This is a genomic window from Bremerella cremea (assembly GCF_003335505.1).
GTDB lineage: Bacteria > Planctomycetota > Planctomycetia > Pirellulales > Pirellulaceae > Bremerella > Bremerella cremea_A.
In genome coordinates this window covers 145,733-172,021 of sequence record NZ_QPEX01000045.1, presented here as the reverse complement: position 1 = coordinate 172,021, position 26,289 = coordinate 145,733, and the positions used below count along the sequence as shown (strand labels likewise).

Below are 26,289 nucleotides of genomic sequence, written 5' to 3'. Positions count from 1 at the left end.
ACCTTCTCTCCAGGCTCGGCGGCGGAACCCAGCTTAAGTCCTATAGCGCGATGATTCAGGCAAATCATCAGGCGGCGCGTTCCCTATTCAAATCATTATTTTATTGGTTTTGAGGTGGAGATTCATGCGCACGTTTATTCTCCGCAGGCTATCGGTCTGCGCGGTGGTCGGATTCATGGTTGGCCTTTTGGCTACAGCAACCATGGCTCAATCTTCGAATGAGGAGCCGGCACCGGTAGCCCCTGCCGCACCTGCTGAAGATGGATTGCCCAATCTGACTGCTGGCGAAACGCAAATCGAATCGGAATCGCCCCCCCAACTTGATACCGGGGATAACGCCTGGATGCTGACCTCGAGCGCTCTGGTCCTCTTTATGACCGCCCCAGGCTTGGCAATGTTTTACAGCGGGCTCGTCCGCAAAAAGAACGTGCTGGGCGTGATGATGCAGTGCTTGTTCCTGATGGGCTTAATGACCGTGGTTTGGGCGTTGTGGGGATACTCACTTTCGTTTGGCGGCGATAATCCTTACTTCGGCAACGACGAATTCTTGTTCATGAACAACGTTCAGGCAAGCTTTAATCCCGAAACCAACGCGGTGGAGTTTCCTATGGCGGATACGATCCCCATGTACACCCACATGTTGTTTCAAGGGATGTTCTTCATTATTACTCCGGCCTTGATTTGCGGTGCGTTTGCCGAACGGATGAAGTTCTCGGCGATGGCCGTTTTCTCGGTCTTGTGGGGCACGCTGGTTTATTGCCCCCTGTGTCACTGGGTATGGGATGGTGGCATCTTGGCTCACGGCCAATCTACTTCACTGGCAGGCGGAGCTTTGGATTTTGCTGGCGGGACGGTCGTGCATATCAGTTCAGGGATTTCCGCTTTAATCTGCGCGATTTTCGTCGGTCGTCGTTTGGGGTATGGCCACGATGACATGCGTCCCCACAACCTGACGTATACTACCTTAGGGGCCGCGATGCTGTGGGTGGGGTGGTTTGGTTTTAATGCCGGAAGTGCCCTGAAAGCGGATGGAATCGCCGCGAATGCCTTTGCCGTAACGCACTTCTCGGCGGCAGCCGGGGCGGTGGCTTGGGCTCTTATGGAGTGGCTACTTCGTGGCAAGCCTAGCGTTCTGGGATGTGCCTCCGGCGCGGTGGCTGGGCTGGTGTGTATTACGCCAGCGGCTGGCTTCGTGTTGCCGATGCCTGCCCTGGCAATGGGGGCAGCAGCGGGCATGTTGTGTTATTACACGTGTGCGGTGATGAAGCAAAAGATGGGCTACGACGATTCGCTGGACGCGTTCGGCGTGCATGGTGTCGGTGGTACGCTGGGTGCCGTGTTGACGGGCGTTTTCGCGACTCGCAATGTCATGGGGGGCGAACCGATCGGCCTGTATGAAGGTGGTGGCGCGACGCTGTTGATCGGCCAGGTCGTGGCCGTGCTGGTGACGGTTGGCTTTTCGGTGGTTGCCACTTTGATCTTGCTCAAGCTGATCGATGTGTTTATCGGACTGCGAGTTACCCAAGAAAGCGAAATTCGTGGTCTTGATATCTCCGAGCATGGGGAAGAAGGTTACATTTTCAGCTAACACTGGCATCGGTTTATCGATGTTAGCTCATTCATACGGCTGGGCCTGGTAAATCAGGCTCGGCCTAGCAAAACAAAACCAACGCGCATTAGGAGATATTCCATGAAAAAGGTCGAGGCGATCATTCGCCATTTTAAATTGGATGACGTCAAGAACGCGCTGAGCGAACAAGGAGTGTTCGGAATGACCGTGATTGAGGTCGCTGGCTACGGTCGTCAGAAAGGGCACACGGAAACTTACCGGGGCACGGAATACGCCGTTGACTTTGTTCCCAAGAAGAAGATCGAGGTCGTTTGCAGCGACGAGAACCTGCAAAAAGTGATCGACACGATCCTGCGAACGGCACAGACCGGGCAGATTGGTGACGGCAAGATCTTTGTGACGAACTTGGAAGACAGTATTCGGATTCGCACCGGCGAGACTGGCGAAGACGCGATTTGACTGACCTAGTTTTCGTCATGCACTAATCAAAAACCTAAACGGCGTATCTCTGAGTAGCTGACGCCGTTTTTTTCAATGCGACGATAGAAGCACCCATGGCAGCATTGCGACTCCGCGAATCAGTTTTAGAAGCCAAGCAGAAACTAGCCGCCGGGCGAGAAAAGCTCCGACGGCAGCACGAGGCTGGTGTGCCTGGGGTTCAGCTTTGCGCCCAGAATACCGACTGCTTTGATGGGATCATTCTCGATCTGGTCAATGCGGCCGCCGATGACGTGCCTGGCTTCACGCCTGAAAAGGTAATGTCGAAGCTGGCCATCGTGCCGCATGGCGGGTATGGTCGCCGGGACACGGCCCCGTATTCCGATGTCGATCTGATGATCTTGCACGAGGGAACGTTTCGCGAACCTGCGATTCAGTTTACCAAGCGATTGCAGCAAGATGTTTTTGACGTTGGTTTGATTCTAGGTCATAGCTTACGAACCCCGTCGCAAGCGATTTCTGCCGCGATGGCCGATGCCACGATCTTTACTTCCTTGGCCGAGAATCGCTACTTGGCCGGAAGTGTCAGTTTGTTTCGTCAGTTTGCCGATCCATTTCGTCATCGAGCCAAACAAAATTTCCGTAGCTTATACCACGCCATCATGAGTTCGCGCGATGAAGAGCGGATGCAGTATGGCGAGGTTGTCCATATGCTCGAGCCCAATATTAAACGTTCGAGCGGGACGCTGCGTGGTATTCAAATGGTGCGTTGGCTTGGTTTCGCCAAGTATGGTGAAGTGGAACTCGACGCGTTGAATCGGATGGGAGTAATCACGGACAAAGACCGCAAGATCCTCCGCGATGCTCGTGACTATTTGTTGCGGCTACGAAACGAACTGCAATTTCACGCCGGCAAGTCGAGTGATTTACTGGATCGAACCGAGCAAATTCGCCTTGCCGAAAAGTATGGCTACCAAGGAACCGAAGGGTTGTTGCCGGTCGAGCAGTTCATGCAGACCTACTTTGAGCATACCAGCGGTGTACGCGATGTGGCCCGTCATTTTATAGCCTCGATCCGTCCGAAATCGCTCGTCGTTTCGCTGTTTGGGCCTTTGATGACGCGGCGAGTCGATCGAGACTTTCATGTTGGCCCCTACCAGATCAGCACGTCAAAGCGATGGAAACAGCAACGGGCGGTTCAGTTGGATGAAGTATTAGAACTGATGATCGCTGCCAATCGCTTTGAACGCCATATCGATCATCCGACTTGGGAAGTCATTCGGAACAAGTTTCAAGGGGTTGGCGAAATCGAACTTACCGAGGCGACGCGTCGATCGTTCTTGGCGTTGCTTTCCGAGCCAGGCCGATTGGGCGAGTTGCTCCGGCGTTTGCACGAACTGCGGCTGCTGGAAAAGATCGTCCCCGGGATGGCCCATGCCCGTTGTCTTTTGCAGTTCAATCAATATCACAAATACACGGTCGATGCCCATTGTATTAAAACGGTCGAGTGTGCCACCGAGTTTCTACATCGCGACGACACGCTAGGGGCCGTTTATCGGTCGATCAAAAAGAAGTGGCTGCTGCACCTGGCGTTATTGATTCACGATCTGGGAAAAGGTTTCTCGGAAGATCACAGCATCGTCGGGGCGCGGATCGCTAATGAAGTGGCCGATCAGTTTTGGCTGACTCCCCAAGACAAAGAGACACTACATCACTTGGTGCTGTATCACTTGACGATGTCGCATTTGGCATTCCGGCGAGACACTTCCGACGAACAGCTTGTGCTGCGTTTTGCCATGGAGAATGGACCAGCCGAGCGTTTGAAAATGTTGTTTGTGCTGACCTGTGCCGATTTTGCTGGCGTGGGACCTAATACGCTTAACGATTGGAAGGTGCGTGTGCTGACCGATCTATATCGCCGGGCGATGCAGCATTTGGGCGGTGACGACACGATCGATACCGTGGCATTACGACGTAAGAAACTAGATGCCTTGGCAACGAGCGTGCATGGTCGAGAGAACGAGGCTTGGTTCCGTAAGGTGATAGATTCCCTGCCAGATGCCTTCCTGCAGGAAACGCCTGTCGATCGCATTCTGAGCGATCTGGAACAACTTTCCGAAATGAAGGAAGACTCGCCGATGGTCGCGTGCCAGTTCCGACCGGATCGGGGCGTTTTGGAAATCACGATCGGCACCAAAGAAGAACTCATGCAAGGCGTCTTCCACCGTCTAACCGGCGCCGTGACCAGCCAACGCATGACCATCTTGGCCGCAGAGATCAATACCTTAGCCGATGGTTTGGTGCTGGATCGTTACTTCGTCCAAGACCAAGACCACGACGGCCAGCCACCCGATGAACGAATCGAGGACATTTGCCAGCGGATTCGTAAGTACGTCACCGATCCGAACGACCAAGCGCCGACTTTCACAACGACTTGGGCGTCACGCAATCAGCGCATGGCAGAAGAAGCGATTCCGATCCCCACGGAAATAAAAATCGACAACGACACGGCCGAGAACTATACGATTGTCGAGGTCTTCACACAGGATCGCCAAGGGTTGCTCTATCAGATCTCGCGTTTGCTTTATGAGATGGGCTTGAGTGTGCACGTGGCACGAATTACCACTCATCTAGATCAGGTTGTCGACGTGTTTTACGTTACCGACGAGCATGGGGCAAAGATTGTCGAAGGCGAACGACTTGAGCGAATCAAACGCGAACTTGGCGAATCGCTGCTCGAGCAGAAGTCGTAATCGCGGCTGATAGCCAACCCGTTACGGTTCTAGCTTGCGCATGAAGTCAACCCAATTCGCTTGGAGCTGAGAGACCGGTTCGCCGAACGTATCCTCGATCGTTGGTTGAGGTGTACCACGACGATGAACGTACTTTTCCAACCGTTCCGAGGTGAACAGTTCTTTCTGGAACACAAGGTACCACGCCAGTCCCCAGGCCACGTCGTAGTCGAGTTGGCTTTTGTGCAGGTTCTCGAACAAGAGAAAACTGCCTGATTCGGTTTGCAGCATCCTTTGCAGGCCCAGCCCGTGGTCGCGTTCGATGCGGGCTTTTAATTCGGCCAGGAGTTTTCGCGGAGGCTGGTCGATACGAAAGCTGGCGTTCTCGAATTGGGCATGTTCAAACAATTGGGCCAAACCTTCGTTCAGCCAGACCGGTACGTCGTACTGGTCTTGAGGGAAGAGGAAGTTCTCGACATAAGCGTGAAACGATTCATGGCACAGGTGCTGTGTCGTTTGCTCGAGCAGCGAACGAAGCTGGGCCTGATTGCGGCGGTTCGTGGTTTGGATTTGGCCTTGCTTCTGGCGGTAATCACGTTGCCAAGCCTCGCGTCGGGACTGGACTTCCGAGGCAATCTCGTTGGGGGACCACCCCATATCCTTGAGTTGTTTGGCCAGCGCATTCAGGTTGGGGGACAGTTCTTTGTCCGCCATTTGCCATTGCTGCAAAGTAATCGCGTGTTGCTGTTCGATTAACGCCAAACGTTTTTGAAACGCCCCCAGGTCGCTACCAATTAAGACTTGATTGGTGTGCGGAACGTAAACGGCCGGGTTGTCGATTTGCAGGCCAATTCGCCGGAGATATGCTGAATAACTGCTGATCGAATCGAAAACAATGATCTGGATCTTGGCGTGTGGCTGGGTTGCTGGCGGCATCCAGTGTTCAAACGCTTGGAAGATTTGATCAAGACGCAAAGCGAGGGTTCGTGTCAGATCTTCTTCCAGCGGGCTTGTCAGCACAAAGTGGTCGCTAGAGTATTGCCACACGCTGTCCGATTCGAGAACATCGGACTTCACTTGGACAAGCTGTAGCAAACTTTTTTCCGCCTCGCGGATTTGCGTGCGATTGCGCAGATGATCGACCAACACGGCCAACTGCTGACGATCAGGGCCGCTGATCTTTTCTACATTCAAAACACGTTCAGACGAGACCGTGTGGATGACGGCAAACATTGGCTTGCCTGGCGGGCGATTGATTTCTAAAAACTCGGTGCCACGTGGCGATTGCTCCAGCAGCATGCCACTTAGCTGCGATCCATCTTGCAAGTGAAGATGGTCCATCGCTAAGTCCTGCAAAGGACCGACGGTTTGGGCCGATAGCGGCAATGCCATACCCAGCATTGCCGCCCAGACAAATAGAAAAAGAAACAAGACTCGCTTCACCGTGCAAACCTGCCCTGCTGAAAAACAAAATTAGGCGGTGTTCGTCGGCACGTCAGGCGAATCGGCCACATTGACCCAGCAGTGGACATGAGGATTGCCGCGGAAGTACCAAACAAACGCAGGCCCTTCCAAACGCCAATTGTCGTAGACTTTGTCTTTGCCTAGGTCGCCATCTTCATAGAAGGCCAAGTGGCAAGCGTCTAGTCCGCCATTTTTATTCAGGCAAGCAACTACTTCGTCCTGATCGCTTTGACGATACGGTTCAATTAGCACTTTCAACGTATCTTGTACAGCCGATTTTTGATCGCTGGAGAGGTCGGCCACTTTAATGCCAGAGAACTTTCCTTCGGGGCCTTGAAAGGCCACTTTCTGTTCAATGGGGCTCTTTTTAACAAGAGCAATCTCCTGTTGCTTGCCATCCAAGATTTCATACACCTTGTTGGCCGCTTTGGCTTGATGCCAGAAAACGTTGCCGGGGTGGTTGGGTTTTTCGTTGAAGCTTTGCGCGGCGTGGCCATAGAAGATGGGACCGCCGAAAGCGACGTGCTCGGCCGAGTTGCCATCGCAACGCATCGTCATGTGACGACCGGTGATAACCAGCTCAAACTTCCCTTCCCCGGGGTTGCCGAAGATGGCGATGTTTTGCTGTTTGCCGAAGCCACCGGCATCGTCTTTTAGTTGACGATCGAACTTCTCGACCCAATCAGGATTGACGATTCCGACGAAAATCTGGCGGACCAGTTCCTTTTGGTCGCTCGTGAAATAGTTGCTGTCGATGGTCTGGTCGGTGATGTGCCAGTTGTTTTCGACATGGTTGCGTAGTTTGCCCAGCAGTGGATCTTCGTAGTCCCAAGCGAAGGCAAGCTCTTGTTTCTGCTTGGCCGATAACGATTCGTACAGCACCTTCACCAGGGATTCTGCTTGGGGATTAGCTGCGGCCTGATCGGCTGCTAACAAGGAAGTCCCCCCAAGGGCAAGGCCCGCCGTGGTGGCTGCTGCGGTTTGCAGGAAGTCACGGCGATTAGGAGAGAGGAGTGGTTTGCGATCCGTCATTGGGTGGGCCTCCGAAAAGGGGCAATAGGTGAGAAGTGTATCGATCTTCATTAAACCGAACGCACGCTCGGAAAACAATGAAAATGTTTTCGGCCAGCTACTTACTCTTCTGGCAGCGGGGACAAAAGAAAGTTGCTCGTTGAGCCTGCACCGTGCGAATGATTGTCGCTTTGCCACAAGAGCGGCAGACCTCGCCTTCCTTGGCATAAACCCGATGATGGTTCTGGTAGCTGCCTGATTGATTGAGGGCGTTGCGGTAAGTACCGTCGTTGAGTGTCGAGCCTTCGTACGCGATCGCTTCAAGCAGAATTTCACGCATGCAAGCATGAATCCGCTTCCAGTCTTTGGGCTTTAGTTCGTGGCAGGCCTGTGCCGGATCGATTTTCGCCTGGTGTAAGATTTCAGAAGCGTACAGATTGCCTATTCCGGCGACTCGCTTTTGATCGAGCAAGGCGACCTTGATCGGTTGCCGCGTGGTGGCGAACTTTTCGCGGAATTCGGCGGCTTCGATATCGAGCGCATCTGGCCCTAAACGGCCCAGATGAAACTCTTGCTGAAATTCCTTTTCTGAGAACCACCGAACCGAACCGAGCCCGCGACGGTCCCAGTAGAGAAGCTCCTTGTGTGGGGCCCCACCAATGGCGAGCCGGACTCGTAAGTGCTCGATCGTCGGAGGGTCTGAAATCAAGACGAGCCCGGTCATACGCGGCTCGAACATCAAACGTGACTGATCGTCCAGCACCAGCAGCACTCGTTTTCCCAGCCGATCGATTCGCTCGATCGTGCGGCCGGTAAGCGTGGTACGAAGTTTTCGGGCGCTGGGGGTGATTCCAATAGGACGCCGCTCGCAAGGGAGCTGTTCGAACGTTTCGATCCGACCGCCGACCAGGCCTAACACGCCCCGACGCATCGTTTCGACTTCAGGAAGTTCCGGCAATGGGGTGTTCTCCGTAGATAGGCATGAGAGTCGCCTGGCTCATGCGTCCACTTGACCCCCTGAATCGTTGCCAGGATACTTAAAGGTTTATCACGCAGGCACATGCGTCGCAAAAGGAAAGTCTTCCTGGGACGATGCCACCTTGAAAAAATCGTGACATATGGACCCGCCGATGGATAGTCTAGGTACTGCCAGTCATAACGTTCCCGATGCTGCTGGCCGTTTTGGTCCGTTCGGGGGACGTTACGTTCCCGAAACGTTGACCCAGGCCCTCGATCAATTAACCGAGGAATACGAAAAGGCGGTGAAAGATCCCAGCTTCTTCGCTGAGCTGAAGGATCTGCTGCGGGACTTTGTGGGCCGCCCCTCTCCGTTCTATCACGCTCGCCGTTTAACCGAGCAATGTGGTGGCGCCCAGATCTGGCTGAAGCGGGAAGATACCAATCATACCGGCGCCCACAAAATCAACAACACGCTCGGTCAGGCTTTGCTCACACTGCGAATGGGTAAGAAGCGAGTTATTGCCGAGACTGGTGCCGGTCAGCATGGCGTGGCGACTGCCACGGCTTGTGCTCACTTTGGGATTCCCTGTGTTGTTTATATGGGCGAGGAAGACATCCGTCGCCAAGCCCCCAACGTCTTCAGCATGAAGCTGCTTGGCGCCGAGGTTCGCCCGGTGACGACTGGCTCGCGGACGCTGCGTGATGCCATCAACGAGGCGATGCGCGATTGGATGTCTTCGGTCGAAGATACCCACTACATCTTAGGCAGCGTGGTCGGGCCTCATCCTTTCCCCCGCATTGTACGTGATTTTCAAGCGGTGATCGGCGAGGAAGCGCGGACCCAAAGTTTGGAACGCCTGGGTAAGCTGCCCAACAAGGTCGTTGCATGTGTTGGCGGCGGCAGCAACGCAGCCGGGATGTTCTATCCGTTTATCGAAGACACCGATGTTGAGCTTGTTGGCGTAGAAGCTGGCGGACGCGGCCCGAAACCGGGCGACCACGCTTCGCCACTCACCTACGGCGAGCCTGGTGTGTTGCATGGTAGCTATAGCTTTGTCATGCAGGACGAAGATGGCCAGACCTGCGATGTCCACTCGATGTCGGCCGGTCTCGACTATCCAGGCGTCGGCCCCGAACATAGCTACTGGAAGGCGACCGGTCGGGTCGAGTACACCTGTTGTGAAGACAACGACGCCATGAAGGGCTTCGATGCCCTAGCCGCAACAGAAGGTATTTTGCCAGCCCTGGAATCCTCGCATGCCGTTGCCAAAGCGATGGAACTGGCCGCGAAAATGCCCAAGGATCAAGTCGTGCTCGTTTGTCTTTCCGGCCGTGGAGACAAAGACGCCGCCGAAATTGCCCGCCTCAAAGGCGTTAAGTATTAGTGGAATCGCCGAAGTATCGGTATCCTCCTTTCCGGCCCACTTCCTTTCCTGCGAGAGAGAAAGCGAAGTGGCACCCCAACAATCCAACCTGGAAGGTTCGTCGTCGATGTCCGCAGTTGATCGTGCGTTTGAAGCTCTGCGTCAGCAAAATAAGAAGGCCCTGGTCCCCTTTGTGACTGCCGGGGATCCTTCGTTGGAGATCACCGCTGCGGCGCTGCAAGAGTTAGGCAAGCGAGGAGCGACGGTTTGTGAAGTCGGCATTCCTTACAGCGATCCGATCGCCGATGGCCCAGTGATTCAAGCTTCGTACACGCGGGCACTCGATAAGAAGATCAAGCTGAAGTCGATCCTCGACACCATCGGCCAGGTCACGCCTTCCCTCCCCTGCCCTGTGGTGACAATGATTAGCTATGCGATCATTCATCGTCATGGGCCAGAGAAATATCTAGACATGGCTCAAGCTGCCGGCGTCAGTGGCGCGATCGTGCCAGACTTGCTAGTAGAGGAGTCGGACAAGTTCGTCCAGCTATGCAAGCAGCGCGACTTCAGTTTGATTCAGCTGATCACGCCAACTACCTCGAAAGAGCGTGCGAAACGAATTCTCGAAACGTCGACCGGCTTTGTCTATTACGTCTCGGTGGCTGGGATCACCGGCGAGCGAACGGAATTGCCACCTACGATCGTCGAGAACGTAAAGTGGCTCAAGAGCCAGACCGATCTACCAATCTGCATCGGTTTTGGCATCAGCAAGCCAGAGCATGTTCACTTGCTGAAAGAAGCTTGCGACGGAGTCATTGTCGGTTCGGCGATCGTCCGGCGTCTATGCGAAGCAGGCAGCAAACCGCAAGCTGAAGTGATTCAAGAAGTAGGCGACTACGCCGACACGCTGCTGGACGCACTCAACGGCTAGCTGCGGTTGTTTTTCTGAAACCGGCGACGCTATCAAGCCGGTGGTGATGGTGGCGGTGTTTTTCGTATCGTTGGCGATGCCAACACGTTGCGCCTGGCCTCGGGGCGGCTTCGCGCTACAATGGTATGAGAGAAATTACTTGTCTTGACTCGAACTATTCACCGTAATTATTGTAGCATTAGAGCGATTACCGATTTGGCCGTTTTTCAGCGGCTGAAATGGTGATATTGCCCCATCATGCGTGTGGACTCAACTTGACCAGCGGGCAAAGAGACGACCTGTTCGATCCTCGCGTCGAGCGGCAAGAAGCGATCCTTTTGCCGGCTGGGTTTTGCTGACCGACTTTTAAGTACGGGAGGGGAACCTTCTTTATGCACGCCGACCATGATTCAACACCGATGTACCGTTTCTTTGCAGGCATCACCGAGCAAACTTTTCACGGCCAGTTGGGCGTTCCAGATACCGATCTAATCGACTACCTGACCGGCCTTCTCACGCGATTTATCCGCAGCGATATGGTTTTTAAGGTTCGTAGTTTAACCGGCAAACCACTGACTGAAGTGGCTGACATGCTGATCGAAGCAGAGGCCAGGATTGGTGCGGCCAAGCGATCTGTCCACCAACACGTAGGGGACTTTTTGCTGTTCTGGAGTGGCGTTTACCCGGAAAGCCTAGCCCGGATGCAGCGTAGCGATCGGAAAGATCATTTGCTGAATTATTGGGCCGAAGGAAAGCGAGCGTACTCAAAGGCCAGCGAACTTTCTGCTGAAGAGGAAGCAGGCGAAGAGGCCCTGCTGCTGAACAAGCTAAGCCACGAGTTTGAACTGTGTGCTTACGGCTTGGGAGAAGTACGCCGCGAATGGGAACGCCGCGACCAAGAAGGAGATTCGAGGCCGATTATTTTGGTTTAGCAGGCGGTTTGGCCCAGGGCAAACTTAATCTGACCGCTGGTCGTCCAAGATTTGATCGATGACGATGCATGCGCAGAGGATGGTGACGTCGTCTTCTCCCTTAACCGTTTCAATCCCATAGCTGTCGGTCCAGGCCCAAAATGCTTTCGAGATTTTGGCAACCGTACGGCCTTGGCGTTGAAAGGCATAATTATGCACCCAGAAGCTGCCATCGATTGTGTAATCGTTGGGACCAGGGATATCGAGCACGAATTTTTGCTGGAACCAAGTGAATTTCTTCCGCATCACTGCGAAGAGTTCGCCTTGTAGGTAGATCTCGTAACAAGGCATCCACGAGAGGAGCCGCTGCGAGATGTAGGCTAGTTCGTTCCCTTGCATGTCGCGGAAAGAGAGCTGATCTCCCCAAGAAAAGACCTTTCCCACGATTTCATAAACAGGGTCTTGGTGTTCGTTGTAAACGTAATATTTGTCGCCCCAAGACCAGAAGCGTTCCTTGATAACATATCGCATGCACTAGCTGCCCAGAATAGTGTCCTTAGGTCACCAGCCCTTTGGTTACCATCATGAAGACGTCTTCCAGTGTTGGGTCTTTTTCGGCAAAAGTACGCACGTTGATCTGGTTGTCGACCAACTTCTTCAGCAGCGAGGCGACTCCTTGGTCGTCGGTTTGAAGTTCGCAGGTAACCTGGCCACGATCGACATCGACGTCGACACATTCAGGCATGCTGCGAATGATCGAGAGACCGGCGTCCATGCCGTCGACAAATTTGATGTTGATGATTCGGTTTTTGCGAATGCGGCGGTAAACATCTTCGATGCTACCGCTCATCAGCAGTTCTCCTCGTTCGACAATGCCGACCGAGGTACAGCAGTCGGCCAGTTCGGTCAGGATGTGGCTGGAAATAAGGATGGTCTTACCCATCTTGCGAAGTTCTTTGAGCAACGCCTTGACTTCCAAACGAGCCCGTGGATCGAGACCACTGGCTGGTTCATCCAGGATGAGCACCGGAGGGTCGTGAACCAAGGTTTTGGCCAGGCAAAGCCGCTGCTTCATCCCTCGCGAAAGACCGTTGACAAAGTCGTTGCGTTTGTGGGTCAGGTCCAGTAGTTCCAACACGTCGGTGATGACCGCTTTGCGGCGAGTGCGCGGAATTTTATAGGCGACGGCGAAGAAGTCGAGAAACTCCCAAACCTTCATGCCGTCGTACACACCGAAGTTGTCCGGCATGTAGCCGACACTGTGCCGCACATCCATGGGCTGCTGGGCAACGTTAAATCCGTTGACAAAGCCCTCGCCTCGCGAGGCTTTTAAGAGCGTGGCCAAAAAGCGAATGCTGGTGCTTTTGCCGGCGCCATTGGGGCCGATGAAGCCAAACATCTCGCCCGCTTCGATCTTGAGATTCAAGCATTTGACCGCAGTGAAATCACCATAGTCTTTCCCGAAATCAACTAATTCAATCATCGCGTGCGCATCCTAGGGGCGGCGGAAATCATGGTCGTGGAATTAATTCGTGGCTTCTTCAAGCAGGTCTAGTTCGATGGCTTGCATTTGGGCTGGTTCCTGACCGCCGACGCGTCGGGTGTGTAGGTCAGCCTTGGGTACCGGAAACTCGCCGTAGCTAAGGTGTCCGAGTACCATGGTGCGAATTGTACGCTGGCTGGAAGCTGGCGAAATTGTCAGGCCTGGCATGTCTTCGTCGGTCCAGCCTATCAGCCGGGTTTCGCCAGGGTTGAGATGTTTTACCTCTTTTACCGCGTTTAGCAGATGCCGCAGATTTACTTCTCCGGCGGCACGATTCAAGCTTAACACAGGCGATTCGAGCCACTGGGGGAATAGCTCCCATTCGTCTTGGGGCTTGCTGAAGGTGACTTTCTGTTTTGAATCGGGCTCTAGATCACCCAGCCAGGCGACTTCAATGGCCTTAGTGCGGGCATTGCGACGCACGATGCCAACGTCGTGCAGGGTTTGCGACGACCCATAGGTCAGTTGATCTTGCCCCTCTTGGTTGACGTTCCACTGGAAGACGGGTTGTGAGGACGAAGAGAGGAAGTACTCGCTGTGGACCATCGTCGACGAGTTCGAGGCTACCTGCAGTCCGGATAGTTTGATGTCGTTGCCTTCCTGGCGGTATTGAACTTCGCTGAACCCGCTGTTGAAACGCCTCGCTTGGTTGCTTTGAGAATCTTGCGAACGGCCAAACGGCAATGCCACCGCAGTCGACTCGGTGAATAGCATATCGTATGACGTGCTTAACGAAGTATAAAGCGAAGTAAAGCGTGTGAGGTGGGCGCGATGGTAGTTGGGCTGGACTTCCATGAAGGCAATTTCGGTTCGACTACGGGCAAAGCCGATGTCGAGTTCGGCGAGTTTAATCACGAACAATGCCCCGAAAATCGCAATTACCGGCGCAGCGATCCAAGCCCATTCCACCCGGCCAATCAACCAGAATACCAACCAATTCAGTGGCACCAGCACTAGCAGATACCCTGCCGTCACACGCAGCACGAAGTTGCCGTTGGGAATCGAAATGCCGGCAGCGTCGCGTAGGCATTCGCGCGCTGCGGCGGAGATACCGCTCTTGTCATTCCAGCCTGCCACGCCTGATTGATCGTCGTAGCCAAAGCCCGAGTACAGGTTATTAGGGTCTTGCCTTTGAATCGCTTCGCGGAGAGCTTGTTCTTCTAAGGCCTGGTTGTTGTTTTGGGATGGGGTACGCTGGGCAAATTGTCGGATTCGTAATTCCTCTAAATCTGTTACCGTCCCCTCTTCTGGCTTCGCGCTTGAATCGGGGCTGGTTTTCACCAAGAGCTTGGCATCTTTCAGTTGATTCGCGGGCAAATTGTTGCTCAGGTCGCGGCTCATAAAACGTAACGAGGTTACCCGACGCGGGTCGTTAAAAGCTTCTCGGTCGGCCCACAGCGTAACGATTTCGCTGGCTCCTTGAACTTCCTTAAAATCGCGAGCCGGACGACGCAATAAAACCGCATTGAAGAAGCTGTCGAAGTTTTTCCAGTTCTTAGAAAGATCAGGGGCACGAATCTGGAATGCGGTCACCGCAATCCGGCCTCGGCCAACATGGCGTTCCGCGACGAGGTCGCCAGTGTTGGGGACATATTGGGCGTTAGGATGCAGCTTGAGTTCCGACCCACGCAATGGACCACTAGGTAGTTTGATGGTGTATCGATAAGTATTCATGTTGCCTTGTTCCCAGATACGTTCTTCTTGGACGAACGTATCGTTGATCTCAGCAAACCGTTCGATCCCCAATTCGATGCTACCGGTGTCCTCGGCGGGCAAGTAGTCGGCCAGGAAACTGAGTTTCAGTTGATTTAAGGAATCAGGACCACTGATAATCAACTGGCCGCCATAGTGCAGCCAATCGAGCATTGCTTGTTGTTGGTCGAGTGAGAGCATGTTGGGATCGATGTCGTCCCAGAACACATAGGCAATGGAAGTCCAGGCCATCGAGTTCTCAGGCACCGCAACCCGGTCGACCACTTTCGGAAGGATCAAACGATAGTGGGGGGCTGTCTCTTCAGCCGAGTTCAAATCGTGCAGCGGGCGAATCACGTCGGTCGCTTCTAGAAACTGGTAGGCGTCGGCAGAAGAAGCCAACACGACCATGTAGTATTCCTGCTTATGCATTCGAGTCGTGGGCAAGCGGTCGACAAGTACGGCGCGTCCGCCACCGGCAGGCCGTAAATCGCAGGCAAACATTCGCGTCGACTTGTTGTTCTGGTTGAAGAGCGGCGGATAAAAAAGAACATCCGACCAACGCTCTTTCCCTTTCGGCAGGGCAAGCGGACGCGTCGAAGAGAAGTAATAGTCGGTGTCGCGAATGGGGACTGGCGAGTTTTGCGAAACGGTGTAAGCGTAGAGCTCGCCCCGGAAGTCGAAATTGTTCGCCTTCATTTGCGTGCTAACGTTAGTCCAGTGCCCTGGCTTCACTCGATTAAGCCGAGTCTTGCGATCGTCGGACGGCAGCACGTTTAGCTTAGGAGGCTCGAAATCTTCTTTGGTTTCTTCCTTTTCCAGGCGTTTCTGACGTTCTTCGACAGTTTCTGCTCCTTCGAAACAGCCCGAGCAGCCCGTTGTGGCTAACGTCCCCAAGAGGAGGAAAAAAGTGAGCCACTTGTTGCGCAAAGAGGATGTGAACAACGGAGTGAATTCGTTTCGCGCCGAGTCGTTTTTCAGTGCCATGCTAGAGAGATCTTCAGCCACCGGAATGAGGAGTCCGCTTCGTCGAGCCAGTTGCTGCTCGCGTCAGGCGTTATTTCTTTCCTCGTAGCGTAGGAAAGTTAAGGGTGCGAAGCAAGCAGAACGCCAAGTTACTTTGAGCTTGCTGACTTACGGAATTCTGACTGCGGGCATAACAACCGGTTGGTTTTCGCTTGAGGAAGCTACGATTAAGGGGGATAAGACGTAGCGAAAGGTGACTCGCCCGCAGGTATTTCCTGCCTGGCACGTCGGCCGCCGGGACCGGCAAGATGTTGCGGAAGTTGATCTTTGCACGCAAAACTACGGCTCTGGCGAGCCTTCTAGCCATAAATAAAGGGGCTTCCCAATGGTTGCCCCTGTTGAATGCGCAGCGTAGTCCTCAAGCAGGTGTTAGGCGGGGCTGAGAACCTGGATCTTGGTATCGGTGACAATATCTTTCACCTTTTCGCGATAGTCGTCCATGTGCGGAGCCGCCAAGTGGGCATGCAAAGCTTCGACCGATTCCCAGGCTTCTACCACGGTCACGACGTTATCGCGAGGTCCAATTTGCACGTCGAGCTTGGCATCGACATCGATAGCCGGGCCGTAGCTGATGCAGCCTTCTTCTTCCAATACGAGCGGAACCAAATTGTGGAAGTGTTCCAAGAATTTGTCACGAGTACCTTCGGCGACTTCAATCGTAGCGATAACGTGAATCATGGTGCGCAATGAACTATATCCGAAAAAAGGGGAAGTCGGGCAGAACCGATGTTCCGCCTCTCTTTTATTCTGGCAAGTTACCTCTGCCTGGGAAAGCGGATACCGCTTGAGCTACTTCGCCTTCGCGGCGGCCGAGCGTTTCTCGGTGATTTCGATTGCTTTGAGGATGCCCCGGGCTTTGTTCAGGGTTTCCTGATATTCCATCTGCGGATCGCTATCGGCCACGATACCGGCACCTGCTTGCACGTACGCAGTGCCGTCTTGAATGACGATTGTCCGCAGTGCAATACAAGTGTCCATGTTGCCGCCGTAATCGATATAGCCGACCGCACCGGCATAAGGGCCACGGCGGTGAGGTTCGATTTCGTCGATGATTTCCATGGCACGAACCTTCGGCGCCCCAGAGACCGTCCCGGCCGGTAAACAGGCTGCCAACGCATCGAAGGCATCTTTCCCCTCGGGAAGCTCGCCGGTGACGTTCGAGGTAATGTGCATCACGTGGCTGTAGCGTTCGATTGCCATCACGTCAGATAGCTGCACACTGCGATACTTAGCGACACGACCCACGTCGTTGCGTCCCAAGTCGACCAGCATGATATGTTCGGCCCGTTCTTTCGGGTCGGCCAGCAATTCTTCGGCCAAGCGTAAATCTTCCGCCTCGGTCAAGCCGCGGGGGCGGGTGCCTGCCAAGGGACGCACGGTAACGACGCCGTCCATCACACGAACCATGATCTCTGGCGAACTACCAACCAGGGTGGTTTCTGGCGTGCGAAGGAAGAACATGAACGGGCTGGGGTTCACGATCCGCAAGGTGCGATAAATCTCGAATGGATCGCTTTGAATATCGACTTCTAGCCGCTGGCTGAACACCACTTGAAAGATATCGCCGGCCTCGATGTAGTCGACGCATTTGCGGACTGCCGCTTCAAAGGCTTCTTGCGTGAAATTCGAGCGGTAACCAATGGTGGGAACGCCGGCCAGGTCGATATCGGTGGGGGTTAGCGTTGGGTCGTGCTTGGTCAGCTGCGCGACAATCGAATCGGCCTGGCGGCAAGCCGCTTCGTAAATCGCTTGATGGTCGTTGGCCTCGCCTCGGGGGCATTTGGCCATAACGATGATGTAAGCGATTTTACTGACATTATCGAAAACAATCAGATTGTTATAAAACCCGAACGAAAGATCAGGCAGCTTACGGTCGTCTTGCGGTGCGTTTGGTAAATTTTCGACATACCGGACGACGTCGTACCCGGCGTACCCGATTGCACCACCATTAAACGGGGGAAGCCCTTCAATGTGAGCCACGGTGCCGGTATCTAGGCGTTTGCGCAGTTCTTCCAGCGGGTTGCTGCTGGTAAATGTCTCACTCCCCTCAGGGCGCGAAATGGTTACTTGATCGCGGGTAGCGCTGAGATGGTATTCAGGCTGAATTCCAATAAAGGAATATCGCCCAACTTTCTCACCCCCCACCACGCTTTCAAACAGGCAAGCGGGTTGTCCGTTGTCTAGTTTATGAAAGGCAGAAACAGGGGTCATCGAATCGCTGATTAAGCGTCGATAAACGGGAATAATCTCAAACTTGCCTGCGAGCTTCTCGAACTCGGAGAATTCAGGGAGGTACGGCATAAATCAGGTGTCTGCCAGGGGAACCGCGAAGCCAATATATCGGAGGAGACGCGTGGGAACAGATAAATGTTCACGTCCACGAAATTTCGGTCTCTGGTAACATTGAACGGGATGTCGTCTTATCTTGACACCCCCCTTAGCGTCGATAGAATCCAGAATAATCCTCGCGCGGTATCTCTAATTGCAATTTGGATTTACGTTGATCGTTTCCTGCTTTAAGGCTTTCCGCTTGTCTTAGGGCGAGGAAATTGTGCTATTTGTTCAGTTAGGTGGAAGGAGGGGATCTTTCGTTATGAAGTGCCAGCAGTGCGAAAAGCCAGCGACCTTTCACATTACCGAGCTTACCGGTGAGAAGCCGCACGAATTGCATCTCTGCGAGCAATGCGCGCAGACCTACTTATCCCAAAATCCGTCGGGGGGGATGCCGATTCAGCCATCGTTGGCAGGAATGTTGCATCAACAATTGAAAGTCACCGATACCGCCAAGGAACTAGCCAAGCTCGACGAGCAGGCTTGTCCGATTTGTGGTATCACTTTCTACGAGTTCCGCAATCAAGGCCGTTTGGGCTGTCCGCACGACTACACCTGCTTCGGCAGCGAACTCGATCCGCTAATTGTCAACATTCATGGCGACAATATTCACGCGGGCAAGCATCCCAAACATCATCGCCAGACGTCGCAGCAGCAAACGCAACTCATCCAGCTGCACAACGACATGAAAGTGGCGATCGAGAAAGAAGATTACGAGCGTGCCTCCCAGATCCGGGACGAAATTCGTAAGATTGAAGAAGGTCAAGAGTAACGTGGAAGCCCCAGGAAGATCCTGAGGCGGCAAATCGCCAATCTGGTGAATGAAGGTTAGGAATACGTGGAATTACGCGAATTGGCATGTCGATCAGGCGAATGGATGCGCGGCAGCGGGCCTGAGTCCGATATCGTGATCAGTAGCCGAATCCGTCTGGCACGTAATCTGGCTGAGTTCCCTTTTATTCGCCGCTGCGCATCGCAAGATCGCAAGTCGATCGAAAAGATGGTTCACGACCGTCTGCAAGCGATCCCAGGCTTCAACACGCTGTATTATCTGCGTGTCGACGAATTGGCCCATGTCGATCGCCAGTTTCTCACCGAACGCCAGCTAATCAGCCGCGAACATGCCGAGGCCGAAGGGGCTCGGAGCGTTGCGATTGACAACGACGAACGCTTGAGCGTGATGATCAACGAGGAAGATCATCTCCGAATTCAAGTCATGAAAAGCGGGCTAGATTTGACCAGCGCCTGGAATCAAATCAACGAAGTCGACGACCAACTGGAAAGCAAGCTTAGCTATGCATTTCACGAACGTTTGGGCTATCTAACGGCTTGCCCCACCAACGTTGGCACCGGCATGCGCGTGAGTGTGATGCTGCATTTGCCCGCCCTGGTGATTACCAACCAGATTGAAAAAGTCTTTCGCAGCCTGCAAAAGATCAACCTGGCCGTGCGCGGGCTGTATGGCGAAGGTTCCCAGGCGATGGGAGATTTCTATCAGATCAGCAATCAGATTACGCTCGGCAAATCCGAAGAAGAACTGATCGGCCAAGTGAGTGGCGTCGTGCCGATGATTATCGAGTACGAACGCAAAGCTCGTGACTTTCTGATCACCCAGAACCGCGAAGATCTGCACGATAAGATCAGCCGAGCCTATGGGATCCTCTGCACCGCTCAGACGATTAGCAGTGAAGAAACGATGCACCTCCTCTCAAGCGTCCGCATGGGGGTGAACTTGGGCTTGATCGACGACCTCGCGATCTCCGACATCAACAAGCTGTTTGTTGAAACGCAACCCGCCCATTTGCAGAAGTTGCGTGGTAACGAACTTGATACCGCTGGTCGCAACATCGAGCGGGCTCTTTACTTGCGCCGTTATCTGCAAGACCGAGGAAAAGAACACCGAGACGAGCGGAATTAGGCTTCGCCAGTCGATTTTCGCGCAAGATTCTTCTAGACTCGACGAATAAGTATTCGAACATCACTTTTGGCTGCGCTAGTGCGTGGCCACTTTTCGGTTTGGTTCCTTCTTCGCCGTCGTCCTTGCGGGCGATTGAATAAATGGCTTGGTTTGTGGCGGAAAATGCGATTCTCACCGCCGCTAGCGGTATCGAGGCCGTGGTCTTTGCGGTCGTTACGCTCGTCATTTTAACTGGTTTGGCTTCCGAGCATCTGCGTGGCGAATTATGGGAACTCGCGACCATTAAGCTGGGAAGCAAAAAAGCTCGCCTGAGCCAAATGGAGCAAGCGCTCGATGCCATCCAAGAGGCTGACCCCAACTTCGACCTGGAAACATTCTGTAAAGCTGCGACGAACGCATTTGTTACCGTCGAAAATGCGATCGACGAGGGAGATCTTGCCCAGATCCGGGCTTTCGTTTCCGACGGAATCTATCAGCGGTTTGCGTTCCGGTTAGATGAAGAGGTTAGTTTAGGAAGGTCGCGACGTACCGAAAAACTAACCCTTTCCCAAGTCGCCCCGGTTGAGATTAGTTCGGCCAAGAACACCCACAACGCGTTCGAGGTGATTTCGCTCCGTTTCAACGGCAGAGCGATGCGTGAATATCGCATGCAAGAAGGTACGGCCGAGATCGCGGTGGATGTGCCGGAAGAAATATCCGAAGTTTGGACCTTTCTCCGTCGTCGAGGTGCCAAGACAAAATCAAAAGACTTCGGCTCGGTAAAAGGGCAATGTCCGAACTGCGGTGCGGATGTGTCCGTGAACCAGTGGGAGAAATGCCCGTCGTGCGAGAGCACCGTCCGCTCTGGCGAGCATGATTGGGTTTTGTCCGAGATCTCGGATCAATCATCTTGGAGGATCACTAAGCCGTTCAAGATGAGCAGTGCCACCCGCTACTGGATCAAGCAAGACCACGGTTTCAGTTCGCATTATTTGGAAGACCGTGCCAGTGTGATCTTTTTTCGCAAGTTCCTGACCGATCGTCTGGGCTCGATCGATGCACTCGGTAAGGTTGCCACCGATCGGTTTTGCGAAGCGTACGAGAAAAAGCTTGAACCAGACACCTTCGGCAATCGCACGATTTATCTAGAGCCACGCATCCTAGCGGCGGATGTTTCTGGGGTGATCGCGGAGGAACCGTACGACAAGGCCCTGATGCACATCCGCTGGACGGCCCGGCGGGGCATCGATCGAAGTGGTCAAATAGTGCTCGAGAAAGAGCCTGTGCAAAACAGCACGATGATGGTCCTGGTCCGGAAGCATGGCGTGAAGACCCGGATTGAACGGACAATTACCAGTTCGCATTGTCCCAAGTGTGGTGCCCCGGAATCAAACAACGCTTCGCATGCGTGCGAGTTTTGCCAGACGGTTCTTAATGATGGGGCCCTAGAGTGGACACTGGCCGACATGTTGCCCTTCACATCAACGGAAGCGATGGCACTACGTAAGAAGGCATACGAAGGGATTTCCACCAAGGTAACTGTCTCGCCGGCCTACCTTGCCGAGGACGTCCCTTTGAAACGCGCGGTAGTCGTTGAACAGGCCATGCCACAGTTCACCAAGAGTGAGATTGAAGGGGTGCAAATCGACGGTCACGCGCCAAATGTCTTGATTCGCGAAGACGACGTGACCCTTTGCCGTGTGCTGATCGATCTCTCGCGTCAATTGCAACTCCCGAAAGCGAAGACGCATGCATTCATTCGCCTGGTTGCCAAAGAATGCCAGGTCTCGAATGTCGCACTCGCTGCGGCAGCAAAGGATCGCCAGCCGCTCGACCGGTCGCATCTTCTCGAATTGAATGCGCCAGTTTTGAAGTACTGGTTGCAAACGTTGATCAACGTGGCGCTGCTCGATGCTCAGTTCGAGGCCTGGGAAAAGGTGTTCGTGTTTGCAGCGGCGAAAGAGCTCGGGCTCAGCAGTTACGATGTCGAAGCCGCGATCCGGGCGCGCATGCTCGAACTGGATCAGTGGACCAGCGGTATGCGTTCGGTCGATATGTTCTCGTGGGTTGTCGTCGTAGCTGCCGCCGATGGCCGTTTCGATCCGCAGGAGATCGAACAGCTCAAGCAACTGGCCGACCGTTACGGAATTAGCCGCTCGCAGTTAACAGACATGTGTCAGGCTGCAATCAATAAGCAGCTTATCGCCCAAATTCCTCAGGATGCCAACATCGCCCAGGTATGGCTGGTCCAAATGATCGATATGGCCTTCGCTGACGGCACGGTCTGTCGGGCAGAGCAGAAAGTGCTTGCCAAGATGGCCGAGCGAATTGGTTTCACGCCGTATGATCTGAAGCATCTGATACGCCGTCGCCGCGCGGTACTCTACAAACAAGCCCGCAACGCGCTGAACGGCAAACCTCCTGCAGAAGAGGACGAGCTTGTTCTGAAGGCAGACTGGAGCGACTAAAACGCGTCCTTCTCAGAGGGTTCGTCCCGAGATTCGGCGCTCTCAGCTTTATCCTTTTGAGGAATCATCGCAAAGAGAAATTCCAACCACTTGCGATCTTCTTCCGACAAAGCAGCGGTACGTTGCTCGGTGTAGGAAGTACTTTCCCACAATGCCCCGGTGTAGCTGAAGTGTCTTAGATCTGCTTTACCATCGAGCAAAACAATCTTTTGTTGGCCGAGATTACCAGGCAACGTGTCTCGGTACGGTTTCCACTTGGCTTCAGCATAGATGCGTTCCAGGCGAGCGACTGCGTCGGGATGGGCAATGGTTCGCTGACCATGATTGGTCTTAATCATGATGCCATCTGCCTTTTGGAAGTCTGCCAACCAATGTGGATCTGGAGCGGAAGAAGCCAGGCGACAGCCTGCCACAGTAGCTAATGCCGAAACCAGCATCAGATTGACAATTCGCAAAGGCAAAGCCATCTTGGCTACTTTCCTGCTGCAAACTTGGCCCGTAGGTCAGGGATAATCGAAGCTGGAACAAACTTCTGTAGTTGCTCGTCGTTGGCCAGTGGGGTGATCTGTTTTAGCAGCGAACTGGAAACGTGACCGTATTCTTCGTCTGCCATCAGGAAGATGGTTTCGATTCCGGAGTCTAGCTTGCGGTTGGCCATCATCATCGTGAATTCGCCAGCGATGTCAGTCAGCGGGCGAATGCCGCGAATCATGACGTGGGCGCCAACGCTACGTACGAATTCGACCGCCAGTCCGTCGAACGTTTGGGTTTCGACATTCGGCATGTCGGCCGTCACCTTTTGGACCAGGTCGATGCGTTCTTCTGGACCAAAAAGCCCATTTTTCTCAGCATTGACCCCAATGCCGACAATCAAGCGATCGACCAGCTTGCTGCTCCGCTCGATCAAGTTGAGATGTCCCAGAGTAATCGGATCGAACGACCCAACATAAACGGCGATTCGGTTGCTGTCCGCCATCAACAATTCCAAAAAGCAAAGCTTGAAGGTGAAAAAAAATCAGGAAGAGCGAACCAAAGGAAGCCGTACCTAATTCAACGACTGTCGCTGCCTGCAGAAAGCTTACTCGACGGCAGCCAGGGTTTCTACTAAACGTGCGATATCGGCTTGATTGTTGTAGGCATGTGGGCTGAGCCGCACGAAGTCACCACGAACGCTAAAGTTCACCCCCATTTTCTGGCCAGCCGCCCTTAATGCTTGTGGTAGCTTACCAGGGACCTGAAACGAAACGATGCTTGAGCGTTCGTCCCCTGCCCGGCTGGTGATCAGCTTGGCACCAGCGTTCGTCAGCGCCTCGCAGGCCCAATCGGTAACTTGCAGCACTCGCTCGCCGATGGCTGATGTCTGAGGGCCGGCACCATATTCTAGTAAAAGATCTAAGCTCGCCCCCAGGCCAATCAAGCCAGGCATATTCTGCGAGCCCCCTTCGTAGCGTGCTGCCGTCGGGCGGAAAGTAAGGTCGGTCTTGTCGAAGTTCTTCCGGTCGGCCACGCTGTTCCAACCCACACCAATCGGGTGCAGTTCGTCGAGCAGTTCCTGTTTGCAGTAGAACAGCCCTGCCCCTTCTGGGCCGAGCATCCACTTGTGGCCATCGGCGGCCAGGAAGTCGATATCGGCAGACCGGACATCCAGCGGAAAGACGCCCATCCCTTGAATGGCATCGAGAAAGAACAAGGCCCCGGCATCGTGGGCAATTTTTGCCAATGTGGCGGGATCGATTCGCCAGCCTGTCTTGTAACTGACCCAGCTGATGGTCAGAATTCGCGTGTTGGTGTCACAGGCCTCGGCAATCCGGCTGAGATCAGGTTCAACCCCTTCTACCGGAATAACCCGAACTTCGACGCCTTTGGCTTGTTGATGCAGCCACGGATAAAGGTTCGAGGGGAACTCATTCCCCAAAACTACTAGATTGTCGCCAGGTTTCCAAGAGATACCTTCCGCGACAATATTGATTCCTTGGGTCGTGTTACTAACCAACGCGATCTCATCCGGGTGGGCACCCATCAGCTTGGCACCCGATTCCCTTGTTTTTTCGATCGCTTGTTCCCAGCTCAGCCAAACTGTGTCACCTTCGTGAGCTGCCTGTTGGCACCAGTTTGTGATCGATTCGGCGGTCGTTTGGGGTAATGGAGCAACCGCTGCGTGGTCGAAATAGGCCCATTTTTGGGTCACTGGCATCGCTTGGCGGAACGCTTGCCACCGCGAATCGTCGGAAAACGTCATGAAAAGCTTCTTTTATGATCGACTGAAAGACTTGTTGGAAATATAGTTACGACTTAAATTAAGACGTTTTTCATCAGGGCTGGTAACTTACCACTGTAGAGACTTTTCCATTTTGCCAACACCAGCCCAGGATGTGGCTACTGCCTTTCGCCTCATTTCGAGACGACTTCCAATCGTCCAGGTGACATCTCGATAGAACGAGGTATACTGGATGGACTGGATAAATTGGTCAAAATTTTCCTCTTCACTACCGTAGCGTTCCGCTGATTTGCTCCAGGAGTTGCTAATGTCGAAAGCGCTGACGATTGTGGGAATGGTGATCGCCGTTCTCCTACTCTTGATATTCGCGCTCGACCTTGTGGCTGGCATCCCCTTTGGTGGGGTCAGCATGATAATGGACATTGCGTTCATCATTTGTGCCGGCGTGCTTGGGTTTCTGGCTTACACGACCTTCACCGAACAGAAGTAGTGTCCACGATTTGCTGAATGCGATCGATTGGACAAAAATTAGCACGACTTGTCGCTTTAACTCTCTGAATAAGCCAAAGTTTGCTAGACGGCGCGTGCGCCAGCGGGAAAAATAGGGGAAAGCCATAGCGAACCACGGGAGGTAGCAAGTGCAGAGTTTGAATCGTCGACGGATGTTGGGATTGTTGGGTGGTTTGTCTGCCGCCGCAGTTTCCCCTCAGTTGTTTGCTGCCCCTCCTTCCGATTCGCAACGTCGTACTTGGGGAGCCTGTGTCGAAAAAGGTTTGGCCTGGGTCGCTCGCACGCAATCTCGTTTAGGGCATTGGACGGCAGCTAACTATCCGACGGCAATGACGGCTCTGGCTGGCATCGCACTGTGTGCTTCCGGCTCGACAACCATGCAGGGGCCGTATGCGGAGAACCTGCGTCGAGCAGTCGAATTTCTCGTTTCGAAGGCACGCCCTAACGGTTTGATTGGCGATCCGCTAACCGATAACCGTTATACCTATGGGCACGGCTTCTCGATGCTATTTCTCTCGCAAGTTCTCGGCGAGGAAGAAGACGAGTTCCGGCGTCAAGATTTGATTAAAATTCTCAACAAAGCCGTCGAATTCAGTGTCTCGGCTCAGACCCAATCTGGCGGCTGGGGCTATATCAGTGCGAAGGACGGTAACGACTTCGACGAAGGGTCAACCACGATTACCCAGGTGCAAGGGCTACGGGGCTGCCGTAATGCAGGCATTCCTGTACCATCCGAGGTCGTCGATAACGCCAAGAAGTACATTTACGACTGCCAAAACCCTGACGGTGGGATCTCGTATAGCTCGAAAAACCGAGGAACTTCCCGCCCGGCGATTACGGCCGCTTCGATTTGCTGCCTGCAAAATGCAGGTGAATCGAAAACCAACGTCGTCGATAAGATGCTGGAATATTGCAAGAAGAATCTCTATCAAATTCAGTCCCAAGCCCAGGCGTTCAGCCACTGGCACTACTCGTACTTGTACTATTCTCAGGTCGTTTATCGCGAAGGGAACGAGGATAAAAGCTTGTGGGAAGTTTTCCGCAACCGCCTGTACGACCGCATTACTGCCGAGCAAAATAGCGAAGGATACTGGGAAGATAGTAGCATCGGGCCCATCTATGTGACGGCTTGTAATCTGATCATGATGCAGCTGGATCTCGGTTATCTACCGATCTATCAGCGTTAGGCAATTGGCCGTTCGCCTTGCTTCGCATCAGGCGACAACGTTCACGGCAAACGCAGA

At 53.7% G+C, this 26,289-nt stretch carries 23 protein-coding genes; 11 read left to right on the top strand and 12 right to left on the bottom strand.

The window, feature by feature from the left end; translation table 11 throughout:
* Window positions 1-124: 124 nt before the first annotated feature.
* The 3 genes from DTL42_RS21505 to glnD all read left to right on the top strand — a co-directional run bounded on the left by DTL42_RS21505 (window position 125) and on the right by glnD (window position 4,761).
* Window positions 125-1,588 carry an ammonium transporter gene (locus DTL42_RS21505; protein ID WP_114372050.1) on the top strand — a complete coding sequence of 488 codons (1,464 nt, stop codon included), beginning with the start codon at window positions 125-127 and terminating at the stop codon, window positions 1,586-1,588.
* Window positions 1,589-1,690: 102 nt separating this feature from the next.
* Complete coding sequence (locus DTL42_RS21500; protein WP_114372048.1) at window positions 1,691-2,029, top strand: P-II family nitrogen regulator; 339 nt, start codon at window positions 1,691-1,693, stop codon at window positions 2,027-2,029.
* 95 nt (window positions 2,030-2,124) lie between these two features.
* Window positions 2,125-4,761, top strand: coding sequence for a [protein-PII] uridylyltransferase (glnD, locus tag DTL42_RS21495; protein WP_114372046.1), 2,637 nt, complete (start codon window positions 2,125-2,127; stop codon window positions 4,759-4,761).
* 21 nt (window positions 4,762-4,782) lie between these two features.
* Here the strand turns inward: glnD and DTL42_RS21490 are convergent, their stop codons facing one another.
* From DTL42_RS21490 to mutM, 3 genes are all read right to left on the bottom strand, one after another.
* Window positions 4,783-6,132: a DUF1570 domain-containing protein gene (locus tag DTL42_RS21490; RefSeq protein ID WP_158545508.1), complete on the bottom strand. Its 1,350-nt coding sequence runs from the start codon at window positions 6,130-6,132 to the stop codon at window positions 4,783-4,785.
* 81 nt (window positions 6,133-6,213) lie between these two features.
* Window positions 6,214-7,236, bottom strand: coding sequence for a DUF3500 domain-containing protein (locus tag DTL42_RS21485; RefSeq protein ID WP_114372042.1), 1,023 nt, complete (start codon window positions 7,234-7,236; stop codon window positions 6,214-6,216).
* A gap of 97 nt (window positions 7,237-7,333) precedes the next feature.
* A complete protein-coding gene (gene mutM / locus DTL42_RS21480; RefSeq protein ID WP_114372039.1) occupies window positions 7,334-8,173 on the bottom strand; it encodes a bifunctional DNA-formamidopyrimidine glycosylase/DNA-(apurinic or apyrimidinic site) lyase in 840 nt (279 codons plus the stop codon).
* Window positions 8,174-8,345: 172 nt separating this feature from the next.
* On the opposite strand from mutM, the gene trpB reads away from it, so the two are divergent.
* The 3 genes from trpB to DTL42_RS21465 all read left to right on the top strand — a co-directional run bounded on the left by trpB (window position 8,346) and on the right by DTL42_RS21465 (window position 11,381).
* Window positions 8,346-9,560 carry a tryptophan synthase subunit beta gene (gene trpB / locus DTL42_RS21475; RefSeq protein ID WP_199590194.1) on the top strand — a complete coding sequence of 405 codons (1,215 nt, stop codon included), beginning with the start codon at window positions 8,346-8,348 and terminating at the stop codon, window positions 9,558-9,560.
* 106 nt (window positions 9,561-9,666) lie between these two features.
* Window positions 9,667-10,470 carry a tryptophan synthase subunit alpha gene (trpA, locus tag DTL42_RS21470; protein ID WP_114372035.1) on the top strand — a complete coding sequence of 268 codons (804 nt, stop codon included), beginning with the start codon at window positions 9,667-9,669 and terminating at the stop codon, window positions 10,468-10,470.
* Window positions 10,471-10,841: 371 nt separating this feature from the next.
* Entirely contained in the window at window positions 10,842-11,381 is a 540-nt protein-coding gene (locus DTL42_RS21465; protein WP_114372032.1) for a hypothetical protein, read from the top strand.
* Between the two features lie 24 nt (window positions 11,382-11,405).
* Here DTL42_RS21465 and DTL42_RS21460 read toward each other — a convergent pair whose 3' ends face one another.
* The 6 genes from DTL42_RS21460 to trpE all read right to left on the bottom strand — a co-directional run bounded on the left by DTL42_RS21460 (window position 11,406) and on the right by trpE (window position 17,922).
* The gene (locus tag DTL42_RS21460) at window positions 11,406-11,891 is read right to left on the bottom strand and encodes an LURP-one-related/scramblase family protein (protein ID WP_114372030.1); all 486 of its coding nucleotides are present in this window, start codon (window positions 11,889-11,891) and stop codon (window positions 11,406-11,408) included.
* A 25-nt stretch (window positions 11,892-11,916) separates the two neighbouring features.
* A complete protein-coding gene (locus tag DTL42_RS21455; RefSeq protein ID WP_114372028.1) occupies window positions 11,917-12,843 on the bottom strand; it encodes an ABC transporter ATP-binding protein in 927 nt (308 codons plus the stop codon).
* A gap of 42 nt (window positions 12,844-12,885) precedes the next feature.
* On the bottom strand, window positions 12,886-15,582 hold the full coding sequence (locus DTL42_RS21450) for a hypothetical protein (protein WP_114372026.1): 2,697 nt from the start codon (window positions 15,580-15,582) through the stop codon (window positions 12,886-12,888).
* 70 nt (window positions 15,583-15,652) lie between these two features.
* Complete coding sequence (locus DTL42_RS26100) at window positions 15,653-15,898, bottom strand: hypothetical protein (RefSeq protein ID WP_147274392.1); 246 nt, start codon at window positions 15,896-15,898, stop codon at window positions 15,653-15,655.
* 92 nt (window positions 15,899-15,990) lie between these two features.
* The gene (locus DTL42_RS21445; protein WP_114372024.1) at window positions 15,991-16,299 is read right to left on the bottom strand and encodes a putative quinol monooxygenase; all 309 of its coding nucleotides are present in this window, start codon (window positions 16,297-16,299) and stop codon (window positions 15,991-15,993) included.
* Between the two features lie 111 nt (window positions 16,300-16,410).
* A complete protein-coding gene (gene trpE / locus DTL42_RS21440; RefSeq protein ID WP_114372022.1) occupies window positions 16,411-17,922 on the bottom strand; it encodes an anthranilate synthase component I in 1,512 nt (503 codons plus the stop codon).
* A gap of 292 nt (window positions 17,923-18,214) precedes the next feature.
* On the opposite strand from trpE, the gene DTL42_RS21435 reads away from it, so the two are divergent.
* The 3 genes from DTL42_RS21435 to DTL42_RS21425 all read left to right on the top strand — a co-directional run bounded on the left by DTL42_RS21435 (window position 18,215) and on the right by DTL42_RS21425 (window position 22,317).
* On the top strand, window positions 18,215-18,724 hold the full coding sequence (locus DTL42_RS21435; RefSeq protein ID WP_114372019.1) for a UvrB/UvrC motif-containing protein: 510 nt from the start codon (window positions 18,215-18,217) through the stop codon (window positions 18,722-18,724).
* A 105-nt stretch (window positions 18,725-18,829) separates the two neighbouring features.
* Window positions 18,830-19,870: a protein arginine kinase gene (locus tag DTL42_RS21430; protein ID WP_114372017.1), complete on the top strand. Its 1,041-nt coding sequence runs from the start codon at window positions 18,830-18,832 to the stop codon at window positions 19,868-19,870.
* A 140-nt stretch (window positions 19,871-20,010) separates the two neighbouring features.
* Window positions 20,011-22,317 (top strand): TIM44-like domain-containing protein, encoded by a 2,307-nt coding sequence (locus tag DTL42_RS21425; protein ID WP_114372015.1) that lies wholly within the window; start codon window positions 20,011-20,013, stop codon window positions 22,315-22,317.
* Here the strand turns inward: DTL42_RS21425 and DTL42_RS21420 are convergent.
* From DTL42_RS21420 to DTL42_RS21410, 3 genes are all read right to left on the bottom strand, one after another.
* Entirely contained in the window at window positions 22,314-22,784 is a 471-nt protein-coding gene (locus tag DTL42_RS21420; protein ID WP_199590193.1) for a hypothetical protein, read from the bottom strand. The genes DTL42_RS21425 and DTL42_RS21420 overlap by 4 nt on opposite strands.
* A 5-nt stretch (window positions 22,785-22,789) precedes the next feature.
* A complete protein-coding gene (gene coaD / locus DTL42_RS21415; protein WP_114372013.1) occupies window positions 22,790-23,293 on the bottom strand; it encodes a pantetheine-phosphate adenylyltransferase in 504 nt (167 codons plus the stop codon).
* A 102-nt stretch (window positions 23,294-23,395) separates the two neighbouring features.
* A complete protein-coding gene (locus DTL42_RS21410; protein WP_114372011.1) occupies window positions 23,396-24,556 on the bottom strand; it encodes an aminotransferase class V-fold PLP-dependent enzyme in 1,161 nt (386 codons plus the stop codon).
* A gap of 286 nt (window positions 24,557-24,842) precedes the next feature.
* On the opposite strand from DTL42_RS21410, the gene DTL42_RS21405 reads away from it, so the two are divergent.
* A complete protein-coding gene (locus tag DTL42_RS21405) occupies window positions 24,843-25,025 on the top strand; it encodes a hypothetical protein (protein WP_114372009.1) in 183 nt (60 codons plus the stop codon).
* Between the two features lie 172 nt (window positions 25,026-25,197).
* On the top strand, window positions 25,198-26,232 hold the full coding sequence (locus DTL42_RS21400; RefSeq protein WP_114372007.1) for a prenyltransferase/squalene oxidase repeat-containing protein: 1,035 nt from the start codon (window positions 25,198-25,200) through the stop codon (window positions 26,230-26,232).
* Window positions 26,233-26,289: the final 57 nt, after the last annotated feature.

What these genes read in the sequence shown, in the direction of transcription:
- DTL42_RS21430 (WP_114372017.1), top strand. Translation starts at nt 18,830, where the DNA reads ATGCGCGGCAGCGGGCCTGAGTCCGATATCGTGATCAGTAGCCGAATC.
- DTL42_RS21455 (WP_114372028.1), bottom strand. Translation starts at nt 12,843, where the DNA reads ATGATTGAATTAGTTGATTTCGGGAAAGACTATGGTGATTTCACTGCG.
- DTL42_RS21450 (WP_114372026.1), bottom strand. Translation starts at nt 15,582, where the DNA reads ATGGCACTGAAAAACGACTCGGCGCGAAACGAATTCACTCCGTTGTTC.
- DTL42_RS21420 (WP_199590193.1), bottom strand. Translation starts at nt 22,784, where the DNA reads ATGGCTTTGCCTTTGCGAATTGTCAATCTGATGCTGGTTTCGGCATTA.
- trpE (WP_114372022.1), bottom strand. Translation starts at nt 17,922, where the DNA reads ATGCCGTACCTCCCTGAATTCTCCGAGTTCGAGAAGCTCGCAGGCAAG.
- trpB (WP_199590194.1), top strand. Translation starts at nt 8,346, where the DNA reads ATGGATAGTCTAGGTACTGCCAGTCATAACGTTCCCGATGCTGCTGGC.
- DTL42_RS21505 (WP_114372050.1), top strand. Translation starts at nt 125, where the DNA reads ATGCGCACGTTTATTCTCCGCAGGCTATCGGTCTGCGCGGTGGTCGGA.
- DTL42_RS21405 (WP_114372009.1), top strand. Translation starts at nt 24,843, where the DNA reads ATGTCGAAAGCGCTGACGATTGTGGGAATGGTGATCGCCGTTCTCCTA.
- DTL42_RS21465 (WP_114372032.1), top strand. Translation starts at nt 10,842, where the DNA reads ATGCACGCCGACCATGATTCAACACCGATGTACCGTTTCTTTGCAGGC.
- DTL42_RS21490 (WP_158545508.1), bottom strand. Translation starts at nt 6,132, where the DNA reads ATGGCATTGCCGCTATCGGCCCAAACCGTCGGTCCTTTGCAGGACTTA.
- glnD (WP_114372046.1), top strand. Translation starts at nt 2,125, where the DNA reads ATGGCAGCATTGCGACTCCGCGAATCAGTTTTAGAAGCCAAGCAGAAA.
- DTL42_RS21460 (WP_114372030.1), bottom strand. Translation starts at nt 11,891, where the DNA reads ATGCGATATGTTATCAAGGAACGCTTCTGGTCTTGGGGCGACAAATAT.
- coaD (WP_114372013.1), bottom strand. Translation starts at nt 23,293, where the DNA reads ATGGCGGACAGCAACCGAATCGCCGTTTATGTTGGGTCGTTCGATCCG.
- DTL42_RS21425 (WP_114372015.1), top strand. Translation starts at nt 20,011, where the DNA reads ATGGCTTGGTTTGTGGCGGAAAATGCGATTCTCACCGCCGCTAGCGGT.
- DTL42_RS21435 (WP_114372019.1), top strand. Translation starts at nt 18,215, where the DNA reads ATGAAGTGCCAGCAGTGCGAAAAGCCAGCGACCTTTCACATTACCGAG.
- DTL42_RS21400 (WP_114372007.1), top strand. Translation starts at nt 25,198, where the DNA reads ATGTTGGGATTGTTGGGTGGTTTGTCTGCCGCCGCAGTTTCCCCTCAG.
- trpA (WP_114372035.1), top strand. Translation starts at nt 9,667, where the DNA reads ATGTCCGCAGTTGATCGTGCGTTTGAAGCTCTGCGTCAGCAAAATAAG.
- DTL42_RS21410 (WP_114372011.1), bottom strand. Translation starts at nt 24,556, where the DNA reads ATGACGTTTTCCGACGATTCGCGGTGGCAAGCGTTCCGCCAAGCGATG.
- DTL42_RS21445 (WP_114372024.1), bottom strand. Translation starts at nt 16,299, where the DNA reads ATGATTCACGTTATCGCTACGATTGAAGTCGCCGAAGGTACTCGTGAC.
- DTL42_RS21485 (WP_114372042.1), bottom strand. Translation starts at nt 7,236, where the DNA reads ATGACGGATCGCAAACCACTCCTCTCTCCTAATCGCCGTGACTTCCTG.
- DTL42_RS21500 (WP_114372048.1), top strand. Translation starts at nt 1,691, where the DNA reads ATGAAAAAGGTCGAGGCGATCATTCGCCATTTTAAATTGGATGACGTC.